Here is a 17,898-nt window from a genome sequence, read left to right on the forward strand (position 1 = left end):
TGTGACACGCATCGTGGCCACGGCCGAGCCGTACGGCTTCGGCCCGGTTGCCAAACTGATCAGCATCGTGCGGGCGGCGCCGCTCGCCGTCCGGGGCCGATGGGAGTTCGTCGGCCACGGCTCGGCGCTGACCGCGGCCGGCTCGGCCGCCGGCCTCTTCGGCTCGGTCACCGAGGTGGACACCTCGGACCCGGCGGCCGTCCTGGAGGTGCTGCGCGGCGCCGACCTCCTGGTGGACGTGATGGAGCCGACGGCCGTGGTCTGCGCCGCCGCGCTGGGCGTCCCGGTCGGGTACGTCGACAGCCTCCCGCACGTGTGGCGGCCCGAGCTGACGCCGGACCGGGTGAGGGAGCTGGCGGAGGAGGTCCGCGGCGACGAACGGGCGGCCCTGCGGATCTGCGCCGAACTCGCCCCGCACGACCTCCAGGCCGTGGCCCACGCCCTGGCGGAGCGCTCCTACCTGCAGCAGGGGCCCAACCCGCCGCTGTCGGCGCTCGAACCGCGCCGGGCCGTCCCGGTCGGCGGCATCGTCTCCCGGGTGCGGCCCGGGCCGGACGCCCCGGACGTGCTGGTCTCCCTCAGCGGGCAGCGCTCGGCGCTCGTCCCACTGGAGACCGCGGTGCGGTACGCGGAGCTGGTCCTGCTGCTGCTGCGCGGCTGCGCCGGCCACCTGCCGCCCGGAGCCTCGCTGTGGCTGACCGGCAACCCCGAGGTGCTGGAGGCCCTCCCGGCGTCCGCCCTCGACGCCCTGCCCGGCACGGTGCGGGTCGGCCCGCTGGGCCCCGACGCCATGGCGTCCGCCCTGGCCGGGGCCGGGGTGGTGCTCGCCCCGCCCGGGCTGACCACCTACCTGGAGTGCGTGGACCAGCGGGTGCCGCTGCTGCTGCTCCCGGACCAGCACGCGGGGCACCGGATCAACCGGAGGCAGATCGACCCGGACGGCGCCTTCGGACCGTGGAACCTCGCCACGCCGGCGCCCCCGGACACCCCGTCGTTCGCCGAGATCATCACCGACACCGGCGAACTGGCCGCCGCCACCGGGCGCGTCCTGCGGGACGCCGAGCAGTCGCGGGCCGCCGGGACGCTGTTCGGCGCGGCGGTGGCCGGACTGCTGCACAGCCCGACCGTCCGGGACGCGCTGGCCGAGCGCCAGTGCCGCCGGGCCGCGGCGGCCTTCGGCGGCACCGACGGGGCCCGTACGGTCGTCCGCGACCTGGCCCGGCTGCTGGAGCCGTCCCCGGACGCCCTTCGGCCCGCCGTCGCCGGGGGCGCCCCGGTGCGGGCCGAACCGGTCGTGCTGCGCCCCGTGCTGACGGGAACCGAACGGCACCACGTGGCCGAGGTCCTGAGGAGCGGGGAGCTCTCGGCCGTCGGCGGGGGGCGCTTCGTCCGCGCGCTGGAGGAGGCCGTCCGGGCCGCGACCGGGGCCCGCCACGCCGTGGCGGTGTCCTCGGGGACGGCGGCGCTCCACATCGCGCTGCGGGCCGCCGCCGAGGTCGCCGGGGCGCCGCTCGAAGCCGGCGTGGCGCTCCCGACGCACACCTTCGCGGCCAGCGGCAACGCCGTCGTGGCGGCCGGCGGCACACCGCTGCCGCTGGACGTCGACGGCCGGACGCTGCGACCGCTGGAGAGCTCCCTGAAGCAGGCCGGTGCCGACGGCGCCCGGGTGCTGCTGTGCGTCCACATGTACGGCGTCCCGCTGCCCGCCGCCGATCTCGCCGCCGCCGTCGGACCGGGCACGCTGCTGGTGGAGGACTGCGCCCAGGCGCTGGGCTCCCGGCTGGACGGCAGCCACGTGGGCCTCGCCGGGCTGGCGGGCACGCTCAGCTTCAGCTCGGAGAAGGCCGCCTCCAGCGGCGAGGGCGGCATGGTGATCACCGACGACGAGTCCGTCGCCGACTACGCCCGCGCCTTCCGCGACAACGGCATGACCGGCTGGAACCGCTTGCGGACCCCGGCGCTCAACCACCGGATGACCGAGCTCCAGGCCGCGGTGGCGCTGGGCCAGATCCAACGGCTGCCCGAACTGCAGGCCGCCCGTGACGCCGTCGCCGCCCGCTACGCCGAGCGGCTGGCGGGCACCGCGCTGGAGGCGGTGGCACCCCCGGCAGGCGCCCGCTTCAGCTGGGCCAAGTACCCCGTCCGGGTGCCCGCCTCCTGGGGAGTCGACGCCGACGAGGTGGTGGCCGCACTGCGCGCGGAGAACGTGCCGATCCAGGGCGCCTACCGGGGGCTGCACGACTACCGGCAGCTCGCGCCCCGCGCCGGCCGGCCGGCCGGCTGCCCGGTGGCCGACGGCTGGCAGCCGCTGACCTTCCACCTGCCGACCGGGCCCGCCGTGAGCACCGCTCTGGCCGAGGAGATCCTCGCCGCCCTGGAGAAGATCACCCACTGGTTCGACCGCGACCGGTCGAACCGGAGCTGACCCCCGACCCACGCCTCCCGAGGAGACCCCTTGTCCCCCACGCCCAGCCGCACCGCCGGCCCCCAGATCCTCTACATCCGCCTGCTGGAGGCGTGCAACGCCCGCTGCCGCATGTGCAAGTTCGCCGGATCCACCGACGCCTACCGGCCGGACCCGGACCGGCTGCGCCGACTCGTGGACGACCTCCACGAGATGGGCACGCAGGAAGTCCGGTTCACCGGAGGCGAACCGCTGCTGTACCCGGAACTCCCGGACATCGTCGCCCACCTGACCGAGCGCGGCATGCGCTCCTCCTTCGTCACCAACGGCGAGCACCTGGCCGCGCGCGCGAAGGAGCTGGTCGACGCCGGGCTGACCAAGCTGATCTGCTCGCTCGACTCGCCGCGGCCCGAGGTGCACGACGAACTGCGGCGCACCGAAGGCCTGCTGGCCGCCGCCACTGCAGGCATGCGGGACCTGCGCGCCGCCGCCGCCGCGGCCGGCACGGACGTGACGCTGATCGTCAACACCATCGTGTCCAACCGCACCTGCGGCCACCTGGACGAGTTCCTGCCGCTGCTCGCCGAGCTGGGCGTGCGGCGCTGGAACCTGATCCCCCTCAAGGGCGTGCGCGGCCTGTACATGAACCGCGAACAGATCGACGCCACCCATGAGTTGCTGCGCACCCTGCTGCCGGCCATGGCGGCGGCCGGCGTCGACGTCAACGCGCTCGGACCGGACATCTTCGGCAGCACCGAGGAACAGATCCAGAACAGCAGCCGCGGCCGCTCGGTCACCTACAAGAGCTGCAGCGTCCCACTGACGGTGGCCTACCTGGACGCGAAGGAGGGGCTGCTGACCGCCTGCAACTGCCTCCCGCACTACCGCGGCCGGCCGCTGACCATCGCCAACGCCTGGGACCGGCCGTTCGCCGAGGTGTGGAACGACCCGGTGTTCGCCGAGGAGCGGCACAGGTTCTCCGTCGAGGCACCCTCCCTGTGCCACGGCTGCGAGCCGTCCAACGTCCGCTTCAACGCCCGGATCGCCGAGGCCCTGACCCTGCTGCCGAGCCGGCCGCCGATCGCCGCCGCGCCGGGGGAAGCCGCCGAACGGGCGCGCCTGCGGATGGTCGAGGACCACCTCGCCGACCTGGCCGTGGAATGGCTGTGAGCCCCGCCCGGACGCACGCCGAAGCCGACGCCGCCGTCGCCGCGCTGGACCCGCTCGGCGCGGACGCCCTGCTGTCCGGCCTCCCGGCGCTCAACCGGGACCGCGACGCCGCCCGGCTGCGCCACCTCGCCGACCGGCTCGCCGAACGCGCCCAGGACGTGCACGAGCCCGAACCGGCCCGCGCGGCCCTGCGCGACCTCGGCATCGCCGCCGCGTCCTGGTGCCGGCTGCACCCCGACCGGCCGCCGGCGGAGCGGGTCGCCGCCGAACTGCTCCGCCTCGCGGAGCTGACCGGGGAGCCGCCGCGCGACAGCCTCCCGTCGTACACCACCCGCAACCCGGCCGGGCCGCGCCGGCGGAGCTTCACCGGCACCGCCGCGGAGGAGCTGTTCATCGCCGGCCTCGCCACCGGCGCGCAGGTCCTGGACGAGGCCGTCGGCCACTGCGTCGCCCTCGGGGCAGCCGTCGACCAGGACCGGCCCCACGACGGGGCCGCGGCCGCCCGCGCGACCGGCGAGGCCTTCGCGGCGTTCACCCGGCTCTTCCACACGGTGCGCCGGGGCATGACGGGGCGATTCTTCGCCGAGGAGCTGCGGCCCTTCTTCCCGCCGATCGACCTCGACGGGCAGACGTGGCAGGCGCCCAGCGGCGCCCACCTGCCGATCCTGACGCTGGACGTCCTGCTGTACTCGGGCACGGCCGCAGGACGGCAGGACGGCGACGCCGCGTCCGCCGACGCGGTGTTCACCGCACACGCCACCGGCGCCCTGCCCTACCTGAGGCCCGACCACCGGGAACTGGTGCTGGCCCAGGCGGGCCGCCCGGGCCTGGTCGCGAGGCTGGCCGCCCGCCCGGCCGGCGGGGCCGACGCGCTGCTGCGCGCCGCCGTCGCCGAGCTGACCAGGGCCTTCCTCCGGTTCCGCTACCCCCACCGCAAGCTGGCGCGGGACGCGCTGGAGGCCAGGCTCGGACCGCCGGTCGGCGGCCCCTACCGGATCGAGCCGCTGGAAGAGCTGATCGCCGTGGTCCGGGCGGCCGGGGACGCTCTCGCCCCCCGTCCGGACGGAGACCGAGTGCCGTGACCCGCCCCCTCTTCCACGCCTGCCCGGACCCCGAGGAGTATCGGGAGCGCGCCCGGGACCGCGCCGAGCGGCCGTCGGCCCCCGTGCCGGTGCTCACCACCGGCAGACCCGACCTGGCCGCGGCGGCCGAGTACGCCGCCCCGCTCTACGCGGCCGGCCGCGTCCCGCCGTGCAGCGAGATCGGCCTGCTGCTGCCCCCGCCGGCCGCGACCGGCGATCCCGGTCCGGCCGGCGACCCCGGCGGGCCCGACGGCCGGGAGCAGCTGTCGCCGCTGCTGGACCCGCTGGCCCGGCGCTGGGTGCACACCGCCGAGGACGTCCCGCCCTCCGCCGGGTCGGTGCTCGTCGTCGGCACCTACCCGCGGCTGCGCCACGACGCGCTGGGCCCGCTGCTCCGCCCCGCCGGCCCGGACCGCTCGCTGACCCTGCTCACCGGCCGGGACCTGCCCTCGCTCAGCTGGATGCTCGCCAAGCAGTACGTGGGCGTTCGCCCGGAGGTCGTCGGCCGGGCACTGTTCTCCGACACCGACGCACCGGCGGGCGGCGGACGCGGCGAGGTGTTCGCCGGGGCGGCGCTGAGGGCCGACGGACTGCGGGCCGCCCTCACCGGGCGCCGCTGGCGGCGGGTCATGGTCCAGGGCCACGGCGGCGACGACCACGTGAACCTGGGCACCTGGACGCTGTGCGGGCGGGCCGCGGCCGACGTGCCGTCCGGCCCGGCCCGCACCCGGCCGCGCTGCGGGCACGGCCATCCCTGCTTCAAACGCGAGGACCGGCTGGTGGGCCCGGGCGAGGTGCTGGCCGCCGAGATCGTGCTGTCCTCCTGCGCCAACGGCCCGTTCGCCGACACCGCGTCCTATGACAGCAGGTACCAGGTGATGCTGGCGGCACTCGACGGCCCCGCCCAGTCGGTGGTCGCCGCGCCCGGCGTGCACGACAGCGACCGGCCCGAGAACCTGGTGTACCTGGCACACGAGCGGCCGGACGGCCTCGCCGGTCCGCTCAACCGCAGCCTGGCGGACGTCACCCCGGGCCCGGTCTACCTCCAGTACGGCTTCCCGACGGCACCGGGAGCCGGCACCGGCGGACCGGCCGGGCCACCCGCGCCGCGCCCGACGGCCGCCGGCCGCGGCGCGCACGGTGCGGACCGGCCCGCGCCGCCCGCCGACGCCCTGCCGGCCGAGCAGCTGGCCCTGCCGGCCGAGCAGCTGGCCGTGCCGGTCGACCGGGCGGTGGCCTACCTGTCCGGGGGGCTTCTCCCGCCACGGCATCCGCTGCGCCCGAGGCTGGAGCGGTTCGCCGGGAAGTACCTGGCCCTGCTCAGCCGGGCCGGCCGGCCCTACCCGCCGGCCGTCGCCGAAGGACTGCGCGGTGACCTCCAGTCGCTGGACCACGCGATCGCCGGACAGCTGCGCCGCGACCCCGAGGACCCCTTGGCGCGGTACCCCGAGTACTGGGCCCGGCGCAGCCGGATCGTGGGGGAACCGGAGGCCGTCGGCTGCGGGTGCGGGCTGCAGGCCACCCGGACCGTCCTCGGCGGACTGGCCCGGATCGTCCCCGACACCGAGTCGGTGCTGTGCCCGCGCTGCGGGGACGTCGCCGTCCGGCAGAGCGGGGCCCCGCTGGTGCGCGCCGAGGGGCCGCAGGTGCTGCGGGCCGGCGCGGAGGCGGAGCTGACCGTCGGGTTGAGCGCGGGGCGGGCCGGGGCGCCGGTGCAGCTCGGCGTGTTCTTCCCGCCGTTCCTGCGCGCCGCCTGCGCGGTGGAGCCGCCCGGATCGCGGGTGCGGCTGTCCCCGGCGGGCGAGCACACCGCCCGCTTCACCCTGCGGGTGGCGCCCGACGCGCTGCCGCAGATGCACTACTGCCGGGTCTTCGCCGTACAGGACCTCGCCGTGTCCGGCGCACGCGCGCAGTTCCCGGTCGTCCCCGCGCGGACCTGAGCAGGACACCGGGACCAGTTGGATCGAGAGCGGGAGAGAGTGCTGGAAATCGCCGATGGACTTCGCGCATGGTGCGAGCGGGGGGAGCCGTTCGCCGTCGCCACGGTGGCCGCGGTGCACGGCAGCGCGCCCCGGCGGCCGGGGGCGGCCATGGCGGTGGACGCCGCGGGGTCGGTGCTCGGCTCGGTGTCCGGCGGCTGCGTCGAGAGCGAGGTGTACGAGCTCTGCCGCGCGGCGCTCGACGGTGGTACGCCGGGGCTGCACCGCTTCGGGTACGACGACGACTCCGCCCTGGGCGCCGGGCTGACCTGCGGCGGCTCGGTCGAGGTGTTCGTCCAGCGGATCGACCCGGCACGGCCGGCGCCCGGGCTCGCGTTGCGGGACGCCGCCGCCCGCCGGCCGGTGGCGCTGGTCCGGATCGTGGCCGGCCCGGCCCGGCTGCTGGGGCGCGCCCTGGCGGTCCGGGCGGGAGACGGTCGGCCGGGTGCGGTGGCGCCGGGAACGGTGACGTCGGGTGCGGTGACGTCGGGTGCGGTGACGTCGGGTGCGGTGACGTCGGGTGCGGTGGCGCCGGGAACGGTGGCGCCGGGAACGGTGACGTCCGGTGCGGTGACGCCGGGAACGGTCGTCGGGACGCTCGGTGAACGCGCCGCCGACCGGGCCGCGGTGGACGCGGCGCGGGCCCTGCTGCGGACCGGCCGGACCCGCACCGTCCTGGTGCCCACCGCGGACGGCCCGGCCACCGCGCTCGTGGAGGTCAGCGCCCCGGCGCCGCGGCTGCTGATCTTCGGCAGTACGGACTTCGCCGTCGCACTCGCCCCCGTCGGCGCGCACCTGGGCTACCGGGTCACGGTCTGCGACGCCCGGCCGGTCTTCACCACGGCGGACCGCTTCCCCGGCGCCGACGAGGTGGTGGTCGCCTGGCCCGACCGCTACCTCCGCGACACCGCCACCGACGAGCGCACCGCGGTCTGCGTGCTCACCCACGACCTCCGCTTCGACGTCCCCCTGCTGCGGGACGCCCTGCGGATGCCGCTGGGGTACGTGGGCGCGATGGGATCGCGCCGCACCCACGGCGAGCGGATGTCGGCCCTGCGCGCCGAGGGCCTGACCGAGGCGGAACTGGGCCGGCTGCACTCTCCGATCGGTCTCGACCTCAACGCGTGCTCGCCCGAGGAGACGGCGGTGTCGATCGTGGCGGAGATCATCGCCCACCGCAACGGTGCCACGGCCACGCCCCTGGGCGGTTCGGCCCTCGCCATCCACCGGGAACCGGCGCGGTCCTGACCCGGCGCCGCCGGCCGGCGGCGGCCTCCGGTCAGCGACACCGGCCGGCGGCGGCGGCCTCCGGTCAGCGGCGGCGGGCCGGGTGCGGCGCCGGCAGCGGTGGCGGAGTGCGGTCCGGCGCGGTCGCGAGGGCGTCGAGCACGAGCCGGACCGCCGTGTCGAGCTGGGGGTCGCGCCCGGCCCGCCAGTCCTGCGGGGTGCGGACCGATTCGACGTCCGGGTCGACGCCGCGGTTCTCCACCTCCCAGCCGTACCCCTGCAGCCAGTTGGCGGCCTTCGGCTGGGTGACACTGGTCCCGTCCACCAGCGTGTAGCGCAGGTCGATGCCGATCACCGCGCCGGAGGTGCGGACGCCGACCAGCGGGCCGACCCCTAGGGCCTGGAGGGCCGCGGCGGCGACCTCGCCGTCGGAGCCGGTGAACTCGTTGACGAGCACGGCCACGGGCCCCCGGGGCGCCGTCCGCGGGTAGCCGACGGGCTCGGCCCAGCGGGCACGGCTCCACCCCACCGTCCGCCGGGCGAGCTGTTCCACGATCAGTTGCGAGAGCATGCCGCCCCGGTTGTCCCGCAGATCCACCACCAGCCCCTCGCGCGCGGCCTCGGTCCGCAGATCGCGGTGGAACTGCGCCCAGCCGGGGCCGAGCATGTCCGGCACGTGCAGGTAGCCCAGCCGGCCGCCGGAGTCGCGGTGGACCAGCGCCCGCCGGTCGGCGACCCAGTCGTGGTAGCGCAGCGGCTCCTCGTCCGCCAGCGGGACCACCACCACCGGGCGACTGCCTCCGGCCGCGCCGAGCACCGTCAGCTCGACCGGCTGCCCGGCCGTGCCGAGCAGCAGCGGGGCCGGCCCGACGACCGGGTCCACCGGCCGGCCGCCCACCGCGACGAGCACATCCCCCGGGACCACCGAGACACCCGGTGCCGCCAGCGGGGAGACCGCCCGCGGATCGGACGGCTCCGCGGGCAGCACCCGGGCGATCCGCCACCGGCCCCCGGCGTCGCGGACCAGGTCCGCACCGAGCAGGCCCGGGCGCAGCCGCGGGTCTCCGCCGTCCACGGGCGGACCGACGAAGGCGTGCGAGGTGCCCAGTTCGCCGTGCACCTCCCAGAGCAGGTCGGCCAGCTCGTCGTGGGAGGCGATCCCCTCGAGCAGCGGACGGTAGCGCTCCAGGACGCCGTCCCAGTCCACGCCGGACATGTCGGCGCGCCAGAAGTTCTGCCGCATCAGCCGTCCGGCCTCCGCGTACATCTGGCGCCACTCGGCGGAGGGTTCGACCCACACCCGGACCCGTTCGAGGTCGACCGGCTCCGTGGCGCCGCCGTCCGCGGGCCCGGCGTGCAGCCCGCCGCCGCGGCGCAGCACCAGCCGGGTGCCGTCACCGCTCACGGCGAAGCCGGTGACGCCGTCGGCGAGCGCGAGCGGCGTGCGGTGCGCCAGGTCGTAGCCCTCCAGCGCCGGTGCGGCGGGCCGCTCTCCCGCGGTGGCCGCCGCCGCGCCGGTGAGTCCGGTCATCGGCTGCCGCAGCCACAGGACCTTCGAGCCCGCCGTGCGCAGCGCCGAGTAGCGGCCGGCCTCGACCGGGAACGGCATCGTCCGGGCTTCGATCCCCTCGGGGTCGATCCGGGTGGGTGGCACGGCGGCGGGACAATCGCCGGGCGACGGGTCCTCCGTCGAGCGCTCTTCCGTCCGGGGCTCCTCCGTCGAGTGCTCTTCCGTCCGGGGCACTTCCGTCCGGGGCTCCTCCGTCGAGTGCTCTTCCGTCCGGGGCACTTCCGTCCACGGGGCGAACGGTGACGGGGTGTCGGCGGCCAGGGCCATCAGGTACGGGCGGCAGCCGAGCGGGAACGACAGGTCGAGGGAGTGCGTGTCCGGGACCGGGTCGAAGACCCGCTCCGAGAGGAACGCCAGATAGGCCCCGTCGGGGGTGAACGCCGGGGAGTGGTCGTTGAAGCGCAGCGGGGTGGCGTCCAGCACCTCCCCGGTCCGGGTGTCGGCGATCCGCAGCCACCGCAGCGGCCGGGGGCCGGCCTGCGACCAGGCCAGCCGGCGGGAGTCGGGTGAGAAGGCCAGCCCGGTCGCGTCACCGTGCCGGCCGGCGGCCAGCTCCCGGACCTCGCCGGTGGCCCATTCCACCAGCAGCACCCGCCCGTCGTGGCTGGCCACCGCGGCGTGCCGGCCGTCCGGTGAGACCTCCAGTTCGAGCACCCGGCCCAGCCGTCCGGCCGCGACCCGGCGCCGGTCCCCGCTCCCGGCGCCGGTCGGCGTTCCGGGTGCGGCCGACGTGGGGGCGCACTCCAGGGCGTCCTCGTCCTCGGCATCCGTCACCCAGGCGGCCATCGGGCGCCCGTCGGCGCGGAAGGCGCGGGGCAGGCGGGCCCGGACGCCGGGCTCCGCGGTCAGGACGCGGACCGGACCCGGCCGGTGCGGCAGCACGTGGACGGTGCCCCGCACCTCCACCACGCTGCTCCGGCCGGTGTGCTCGGGGCGGGCGTCACCGAGATGGTCGGCGGCGCGGACGGGGTACGGCCGCAGCCGGGCGCGGCCGCCGCCCAGGCGCACGACGATCGGGGCGGGCTCCGCATCCAGGTGCTCCAGCAGGTGGAGGTCGCCGGCGCGGGCGTGGACGATCCGGCGGCCGTCGGTGGCGGCCTGCCGCGCGTAGCAGTCCGCCGGGGCGGTGTGTCGCCGCAAGCCGGTGCCGTCGGGCAGACAGGAGTAGAGGGCGCCGGAGCCCTCGTGGTCGGAGAGGAAGGCGATCCGGTCGCCGACCCACATCGGGCACTCCAGCGAGCCCTCCAGTGCGGCCAGGATCCGTCGGAGCGCGCCGCCGTCCGGGGCCGACCAGAGCTTCCCGGCCAGGCCGCCCCGGTAGCCCTTCCAGTCCGCGGACTCCCGGATCATGGTGGCCGAGGAGACCACCACCCCGCCCCGGGGCCCGAAGGCGACGTCGCCGACCGGGCCGTACGGCAGCCGCTCGGCCGGACCGCCGTCGACCGGCAGCGCGTACGCCCAGGGGCGGCGCTGGGTGGGCTGGCCGTGGGTGGTGGTGGCCACCACCCGCCCGTCCGGGGTCCAGCCGGAGACGGCGGTCCGCCAGACGCCCCAGTGGGTCAGCCGGCGCACCGGACCGCCCTCGACGGGGGCGAGGTGCACCTCGGTGTCGGCCCCGGAACCGGAGGTGAAGGCGATGTGCCGGCCGTCCGGGGAGATCCTCGGCCGGGCCACGGGCCGGCTCCCGTCGGTGATCCGCCAGGCCCGGCCCGTCTCCACCGCGCCGGACGCACCCGCGGACTCGATCGGGGCGGCCCACACGCAGTCCTCAGCGGTGAAGGTGAGCAGGTCGCCGCGCAGGTGGGGGAACCGGAGGTAGGAAGCCCGCATCGATCTCGTCCCTGTTCACGTCCGTCGCACGCCCGCGTGCGCGCTGGTCACCGGAGCAGGGAGCGTGCCACGGCGGCGGGCGGGCCGTCACTGCGGAAAGCCGCAGCGGCCGCGCCGGCCGCGCGGTTGCGGCTTCCCGCAGTGGCCCGGGCCGCCCGGGCTGACACGCTGCCGACGAGCGCGGTTGACCGAGGAGGGGCATGTCCGGAATAGCCGGTTGGGTGGATCGTGGGCGGGACCTCGCCGCACAGGAACTGTCGGCGGCCCGGCTGGCGGCCGGGCTGGCGGCCCGGGGCCAGGCCGGCGAGGGTCGTCTGGTCGAACGTCACGCGGTGTTCGCGCAACGGGTCGACGCCGCCTGGACCGGCACGGCGCGGCCCGCCGCGGTCCACCGGGACGGGGGGCTCGTGGCCATGGCCGTCTGCGACGGATACCTGCACAACGGCGCCGAGCTGTGGCGGGCCGCGGAGCCGGGGAGCGCGACCCCACCGGGGCGCCCGGCGGAGCCCTCGGTCGCCGAGGTGCTGCTGCGCGCCTACCTGACCTGGGGGCCGGACGCCGTGCCCCGGCTGGAAGGGGCCTTCGCCTTCGCGATCTGGGACGCGCGAAGGTCCGAACTGCTGCTCGGCCGGGACCGGCTGGGCGTGCAGCCGCTGAGCTACCTGCCGACCCCGGACGGCGCCGTGTTCGCCTCCGATGTGGCCGTCCTGGCCGAACACCCCCTGGTCCGGCCGGAGTTGGACGCCGAAGGGCTGTGTGGCGTACTGACCCAGATCCGGCCGTGGGGCCGCGGCGCCCTGCGCGGGGTGCGCGAGGTGCCGCCCGCGCACCTCGTCCGCCTCGGTGTGGACGGCGAACGGGCCCACCGCTACTGGGCGCTGGAGGCGCGGCCGCACACCCTCGACCGGAACGCCACCATCGAGCGGGCCGGCGAGCTGCTGCGGGCCGCCGTCGAACGCGACGCGCGCGGCACCGATCCGGCGGTGCTGCTCTCCGGCGGGCTCGACTCCAGCGCGCTGACCGGTCTGGTCGCGGCCGGGACGGGCACGGCGCCCCAGACCTTCACCGTCGTCTTCGGGGACACCGCCGCGGCGGTCCCCGACCGTCCCTTCGCCCGGGAGGTCGCCGAGTTCTGGGGCTGTGACGCCCACGAGGTGACCGTCCGCCCGGAGGAGCTCTCCGACCCGGTGACACTGGCCGACGTGCTGTCCGCCAAGGACTACCCCTCGCCGTTCGGGGACAAGGACACCACCCCCTTCCTGTTCAGCCGCCAGGTCGCCCGCCGGGTGCCGGTGGTGCTCAGCGGCGAGGCCGCGGACTCGGTGTTCGGCGGGATCGGCGGAGCGATCGACGGGAACCGCAGGCTCGGCACCTTCCCCTGGATCGAGCGGGCCCGCCGATTCGGTGTGGAACACGGCGTCGGCACCGGCCTGTTCGCCCCCGACCTGCTGCACGACATCGACGTCACCGGCTACCTCGACCGGCGTTTCCGGGAGGCGAGCGCGGAGGTCCCCCACCTGACCGGGGAGCCGGCCGCGCACGCGCTGGCCCGGCAGGTGGACTACCTGGTGGTGACCCGGCTGCTGGAGCAGGGCGTCGGGCACTCGGAACGGCTCTCCGCGGCGGCCGGACTCCAGGTGCGGTTCCCGTTCCTGGACCACCAGCTGCTCTCGTTCCTGTACAACGTCCCACCGGAGCTGAAGAGCTTCGACGGACGCGAGAAGAGCCTGCTGCGGGCGATCGCCCGGGACCTCCTCCCCGATTCGGTGCTGGCCAGGGCGAAGGTCCCCTACCCGATCACCTACGCCGGGCAGTACAAGGCGGCGCTCCTGGAGCGGCTGGGACACCTGCTCGACGACCCCGGCGCACCGGTGCTGCCGCTGGTGGACCTCACGGCGGCGAAGCGCCTCCTGGACGCCCCGGACCTGCTGGACCGCGGTGGCTGGATCGGGCGGGCCGACATCGAGATGGTCCTGAAGTGCGACGCCTGGCTGCGGCGCCTCCGGGTGGGCGTCCGACTGTGACCGGCGGACCACGCCGCTCCCCCCGGCAGAACCCCACGCACGGAAAGAGGACGAACCCGATGCCGACCACACCCCCGCCGGGCTCCGCGCTGTACCGGCTCTTCACCGACAGCGTCGCCCGGGACGACGGCCGCCAGGCGGTCCGCGACGGCTCCGGGACCGTCCTGACCTACGGCGAACTGGCCGTCCGCGCCGAGGCGCTGGCCGCCGCCGTCCGTGAACGCTGCCCGGGCACCGGCCGCCGCGTCGGACTCCACCTCGGGCGCACCGCCGACCTCGTCACGGCCGTGCTCGCGGTCGTCGCCGCGGGCCACGTCTACGTCCCGCTGGACCCGGACTACCCGGTGGACCGGCTGCGCTTCATGGCCGAGGACAGCGACCTGGCACTGGTGGTCTCCGACCGGGAGCCGTCCGGGGCACTGGACGGCCTGCCGGTGCTGCGCACCGACGGCTTCGACTGGACGCGGCCGGGGTCCGGCACGTCGGCGGACGCGGTACCGGACGCGATACCGGACGCGATACCGGACACCGAGAGCGCCTACGTCATCTACACCTCGGGCTCGACCGGGCGGCCGAAGGGCGTCGAGGTGCGCGCGCGCAGCGTGGTCGCCATGGTGGAGTCGGTCCGCGCCAGGTACGACTTCACCGACCGCGACGTGTGGACGCTGTTCCACTCGTACTGCTTCGACTTCTCGGTGTGGGAGATGTGGGGCGCGCTGGCCACCGGCGCCTGCCTGGTGGTCGTCCCGGCGGCGACCGCGCAGTCGCCGCGCGCCTGCGCGGAGTTGCTGGTCCGCGAGGGCGTGACGGTGATGAGTGTGGTCCCGACGGTCTTCCGCTACCTGGTGGCCGCGCTCCGTGCGGCGCCGGTACGGGGGGTGCCGGTACGGGCGGTGCCGGCACGGGGGGTGGCGCTGCGCCGGATCATCTTCGGCGGCGAGGCGGTGGTGCCGTCCGACATCCGCGCCTATCGGGAACTCCTCGGCGACGGCTGCGAGTTCGTCAACACCTACGGCATCACCGAGACCACCGTCTTCGTGAGCACCCGGACCCTGTCGGGCGCCGAACTGGACCGGCGGGACGGGGACGACCGCTTCGCCACCGAGCTGGGCCGGCCGCTCGACGGCTGGCGGGTGCAGGTCCTCGACGAGCACGGCCTCCCGGTGCCGGTGGGCGGCTGCGGGGAGATCCACGTCGCGGGCCTCGGGGTCGCGGTCGGATACCTGGGCCTTCCCGAGCGCACCGCGGAGTCCTTCCGGGTGCTGGCGCCGCCCGGCGGGCGACCCGAGCGGTACTACCGCAGCGGGGACCTTGCGATCCGCACCGGGGAGGACGTGTTCTGCTACGCGGGCCGCGCCGACGACCAGGTGAAGATCAACGGGTTCCGGATCGAGCCCGGCGAGGTGGAGGACGCGCTGCGCGGCGTCCCGGACGTCGAGGACGCCGCCGTGGTACCCGTCCGAAGCCGGACCGGAGCGCGGATGCTGACTGCCTTCTACACCGCCGGATCCGGCCTCGCCGGCGACGAGTTGCAGCGCCGGGCACGCCGACTGCTGCCCGGGCACCTGGTGCCCGGCCGCTTCGTCCGGCTGCCGGAACTGCCGCGCAACCCGTCCGGCAAGACGGATCGCCGGCTGCTGCGGAGCCTCGGCGAGGACTGAGAAGCCCAACCGGCACCCCACCACAACCGACCGAACCAGAAGACTCCAAGACAGGTGACGAAGATGACGAACAACCAGTCCCCGGCCGGCACGGCCGCCCCGACGGCCTCCGGTGCGGCTCCGCGCGCCGAGCTCGGCGTGATCGGCGGCTCGGGCCTGTACGCGCTGCTCGACGACGTCACCGAGGTCGCCGTCGACACCCCGTACGGGCCGCCCAGCGACTCGGTCTTCCTCGGCGACATCGCCGGCCGCCGGGTGGCGTTCCTGCCCCGGCACGGCCGGGACCACCGGCTGCCCCCGCACCGGATCAACTACCGCGCCAACCTGTGGGCGCTGCACTCGCTCGGCGTGCGCCAGGTGCTCGGCCCGTGCGCGGTCGGCGGGCTGCGCCCGGAGTACGGGCCCGGCACACTGCTCGTCCCGGACCAGTTCGTCGACCGCACCTCCGGCCGGACGCAGACCTACTACGACGGCCTGCCGCTGGCGGACGGATCCGTGCCCGAGGTGGTGCACGCGTCGATGGCGGACCCGTACTGCCCCGCCGGCCGCGACACGGTACTCGGCGCCGCGCGGAGCGCCGCCTGGGAGCCGGTGGACGGCGGCACCCTGGTGGTGATCGAGGGGCCGCGCTTCTCCACCCGCGCCGAGTCCCGCTGGTTCACCGCCAACGGCTGGTCGGTGGTCGGCATGACCGGCCACCCGGAGGCCGTCCTCGCCCGCGAACTGGGCCTCTGCTACACCTCGCTGGCCCTGGTCACCGACCTGGACGCCGGCGTGGAGACCGGCGAGGGCGTCACCCACGCCGAGGTGCTCAAGGTCTTCGGCCGGAACGTCGACCGGCTGCGCACCGTCCTGTTCAAGGCGCTGGAGAGCCTGCCGGCCACCCGGGACTGCGTCTGCTCGCACGCCCTGGACGGCCTCACGACCGGCCTGCCCGGCGTCTGCGGCGACTGAACGGAGGCGCGAGGTTCTTTCGGAGACCGACAGCAGCAGTTGCATTTCCTCCCGGTGCGGACGCAACATGGACATGATAGGCAGTCCGCCGAAGCGAAGCTGCGCAGCGCGAAATGTGTCCCGCGTCGGCCCGTCACGCTTTGGCCTTCTATCGGCCTTCGCTGCCCGTGAGCCGCCTCGCCGGGCTTGCGGCGAGGCCGAACACTGATTCCTGCATGCGTTCGGACCTCGCAGGGAGTAGATATGTCGGTTCGAAATCCGTGGGGAGCAGAAAGCCAGCCCCTTTCGTCCGACATTGACGCACCAATTCGAGCGAGAAGCGCCGGGACAAGTGTCCTCACTGCCTTTGACAAGAAGTATTTCATCGAACACGCGGCCTGGCGGCGCCTCTCCGGGATCCTGGAAAAAGGTGGAGGCGGCAGCTACGGACTCTCGGGGCCCCGCGGTTCGGGAAAGACGTGGATGATGTTCCGGGCATCGGCCTGGGCAGAGGACCGGGGCGGACTCGGGATCCACTTCCCGAGCCAGAGCGACTACGATCCCGTGGCATTCATGGCATCCATCACAGAAAATCTCTCACTGTCCTTCGATCAGTGGTACGACCGGCGCACCGGGCGACCGACGCGTCTTGTGCGCCAAAGAATCACCAGACTGACGGCAATCGGCGCATTCCTCCTGTACCTGGCATTCGTCGCACTCGACATCAATGGCACCTTCTTTTCCAACATAGAATGGTTGGACATCCGCAGCAACGGAATCCTCACAGCGCTGCTTCCAGCCGGTGTGGCCATGTGGCTCTTTGTGCGCGCCACCCAGCTCAGAAGGGAATCCAGGGCTGCCGTCGGGCGTGTCCGTGCGCAATCTGAGGAGATGCGGATTCAGGTGAGGTACGCAACAAGCCTGAAGGAGTCTTCCGAAGCAGGCGCCGACGCAGGCCTCTGGGGCGTGGCCGCCAGGTTCAAGCACGCATCGGCCAGGGAGCTCGTCGAGCGTCCGTCCACTCTGAGCGGCCTCGTCCATAATTTCCGCAATTTTGCCCATGCGGTCGGCGAGGCCGTCGGCGATCTCGTCATTTGCATCGACGAGCTGGACAAGATGAGCAGTGCAAGTGACGTTGCCGAGCTGCTGCGCTACATCAAGGGGATTTTCGAGATCCCGGGCGTGTGCTTCATGGTGTCGCTCTCAGAAGAAGCCGCGAGGTCTCTGGATCTTGGATCCATCAATGTCCGGAACGAATTCAGCAGCTCCTTCAATCAGGTCATCCCGCTGGCGGCCTTTTCGTCGACCGCGGCGGCCGAAATGATCAGGCGTAGAGACGACCAGGTCAACCCGGAAGTCGCCCGCGTCTCGTGTGTCATGTCCGGAGGCGTGCCGCGAGAGACTGTTCGAAACGTTGAACTGGCAGGCTCCTCTGGTGCAATCACGGGGGCCGGTACCGCCGCAGCGATTGCTCTCATGGAGATCGACGCCTTCAAGCAGGACCTCTTTACGACTCGCAGCAGCGAGAAGAAACCGCCCTCCCTGGAGCGGGACAAGCTCACGGTTTACGAACTCATTCCCGACATGTTCGAAGATCGCGCCGACATGATTTGTCATCTGACCACAGTCATGACGTCCGGTTTGACGCACTGGAATCTCAGTGGCGCGTCGCAGCAATGGGGGGAGCAATTCGAGGAGCAGTGGCAGCGACTGCTTGTGAGGCTCGCGGTTGCGGGAGTCCTGATACAGAAATCCTCCCTGGCGCCCCACGATTTGAATCGCCTGCAATCTGTCATCGCATCCGCGTTCCAATCCGCACTGGTCGCCAGATCAAAATTGGTTGAATACTCGTCCGGCCGGGATCGCGATACCTCGGACGGTGTTCCCGCTCTCTGAGGGATCGGACCGGGGGCGGGGATGACCCAGGGCAGCGTCGTTCGAGCGATCTGTCCGGTTTGATCACGTGAAGCCGACCATGGCGAGCGGGTGGCGAAGGAGCGGGCGTGGTGGCTGAGCTC

Annotated in this window: 10 protein-coding genes; 9 read left to right on the forward strand and 1 reads right to left on the reverse strand. The window is 74.5% G+C overall.

Annotated elements, in window-relative coordinates:
* Position 1 precedes the first annotated feature (1 nt).
* From ABTY56_RS35835 to ABTY56_RS35855, 5 genes are read left to right on the forward strand one after another with little or no spacing between them, the layout of a single operon-like run.
* Positions 2-2,425: a DegT/DnrJ/EryC1/StrS family aminotransferase gene (locus tag ABTY56_RS35835; RefSeq protein WP_350633749.1), complete on the forward strand. Its 2,424-nt coding sequence runs from the start codon at positions 2-4 to the stop codon at positions 2,423-2,425.
* 30 nt (positions 2,426-2,455) lie between these two features.
* Positions 2,456-3,574: a radical SAM/SPASM domain-containing protein gene (locus ABTY56_RS35840; RefSeq protein WP_350633751.1), complete on the forward strand. Its 1,119-nt coding sequence runs from the start codon at positions 2,456-2,458 to the stop codon at positions 3,572-3,574.
* On the forward strand, positions 3,571-4,656 hold the full coding sequence (locus ABTY56_RS35845; protein WP_350633753.1) for a monodechloroaminopyrrolnitrin synthase PrnB family protein: 1,086 nt from the start codon (positions 3,571-3,573) through the stop codon (positions 4,654-4,656). The genes ABTY56_RS35840 and ABTY56_RS35845 overlap by 4 nt, the downstream gene beginning before the upstream one ends.
* Complete coding sequence (locus ABTY56_RS35850; protein WP_350633755.1) at positions 4,653-6,596, forward strand: hypothetical protein; 1,944 nt, start codon at positions 4,653-4,655, stop codon at positions 6,594-6,596. Before ABTY56_RS35845 ends, ABTY56_RS35850 begins: the two co-directional genes overlap by 4 nt.
* Positions 6,597-6,635: 39 nt before the next feature.
* Positions 6,636-7,883 (forward strand): XdhC family protein, encoded by a 1,248-nt coding sequence (locus ABTY56_RS35855; RefSeq protein ID WP_350633757.1) that lies wholly within the window; start codon positions 6,636-6,638, stop codon positions 7,881-7,883.
* 64 nt (positions 7,884-7,947) lie between these two features.
* On the opposite strand, the gene ABTY56_RS35860 is transcribed toward ABTY56_RS35855, so the two are convergent.
* Positions 7,948-11,262: a S41 family peptidase gene (locus tag ABTY56_RS35860; RefSeq protein ID WP_350633759.1), complete on the reverse strand. Its 3,315-nt coding sequence runs from the start codon at positions 11,260-11,262 to the stop codon at positions 7,948-7,950.
* Positions 11,263-11,462: 200 nt separating this feature from the next.
* Between ABTY56_RS35860 and ABTY56_RS35865 the strand changes: the two genes are divergently transcribed.
* The 4 genes from ABTY56_RS35865 to ABTY56_RS35880 all read left to right on the forward strand — a co-directional run bounded on the left by ABTY56_RS35865 (position 11,463) and on the right by ABTY56_RS35880 (position 17,776).
* Complete coding sequence (locus ABTY56_RS35865; RefSeq protein ID WP_350633761.1) at positions 11,463-13,286, forward strand: asparagine synthetase B family protein; 1,824 nt, start codon at positions 11,463-11,465, stop codon at positions 13,284-13,286.
* Positions 13,287-13,345: 59 nt separating this feature from the next.
* On the forward strand, positions 13,346-14,947 hold the full coding sequence (locus tag ABTY56_RS35870; protein WP_350633763.1) for an amino acid adenylation domain-containing protein: 1,602 nt from the start codon (positions 13,346-13,348) through the stop codon (positions 14,945-14,947).
* 63 nt (positions 14,948-15,010) lie between these two features.
* Complete coding sequence (locus tag ABTY56_RS35875) at positions 15,011-15,901, forward strand: S-methyl-5'-thioadenosine phosphorylase (protein WP_350633765.1); 891 nt, start codon at positions 15,011-15,013, stop codon at positions 15,899-15,901.
* A gap of 243 nt (positions 15,902-16,144) precedes the next feature.
* Positions 16,145-17,776 carry a hypothetical protein gene (locus tag ABTY56_RS35880; RefSeq protein ID WP_350633767.1) on the forward strand — a complete coding sequence of 544 codons (1,632 nt, stop codon included), beginning with the start codon at positions 16,145-16,147 and terminating at the stop codon, positions 17,774-17,776.
* Positions 17,777-17,898: the final 122 nt, after the last annotated feature.

It is taken from the genome of Kitasatospora sp. NPDC097691 (genome assembly GCF_040302665.1).
In the GTDB taxonomy this organism is placed as follows: Bacteria; Actinomycetota; Actinomycetes; order Streptomycetales; family Streptomycetaceae; genus Kitasatospora.

Bases quoted from the DNA above. Each gene is read 5' to 3' on its own strand.
- ABTY56_RS35860 (WP_350633759.1), bottom strand. From the start codon at position 11,262: ATGCGGGCTTCCTACCTCCGGTTCCCCCACCTGCGCGGCGACCTGCTC.
- ABTY56_RS35865 (WP_350633761.1), top strand. From the start codon at position 11,463: ATGTCCGGAATAGCCGGTTGGGTGGATCGTGGGCGGGACCTCGCCGCA.
- ABTY56_RS35870 (WP_350633763.1), top strand. From the start codon at position 13,346: ATGCCGACCACACCCCCGCCGGGCTCCGCGCTGTACCGGCTCTTCACC.
- ABTY56_RS35875 (WP_350633765.1), top strand. From the start codon at position 15,011: ATGACGAACAACCAGTCCCCGGCCGGCACGGCCGCCCCGACGGCCTCC.
- ABTY56_RS35880 (WP_350633767.1), top strand. From the start codon at position 16,145: ATGTCGGTTCGAAATCCGTGGGGAGCAGAAAGCCAGCCCCTTTCGTCC.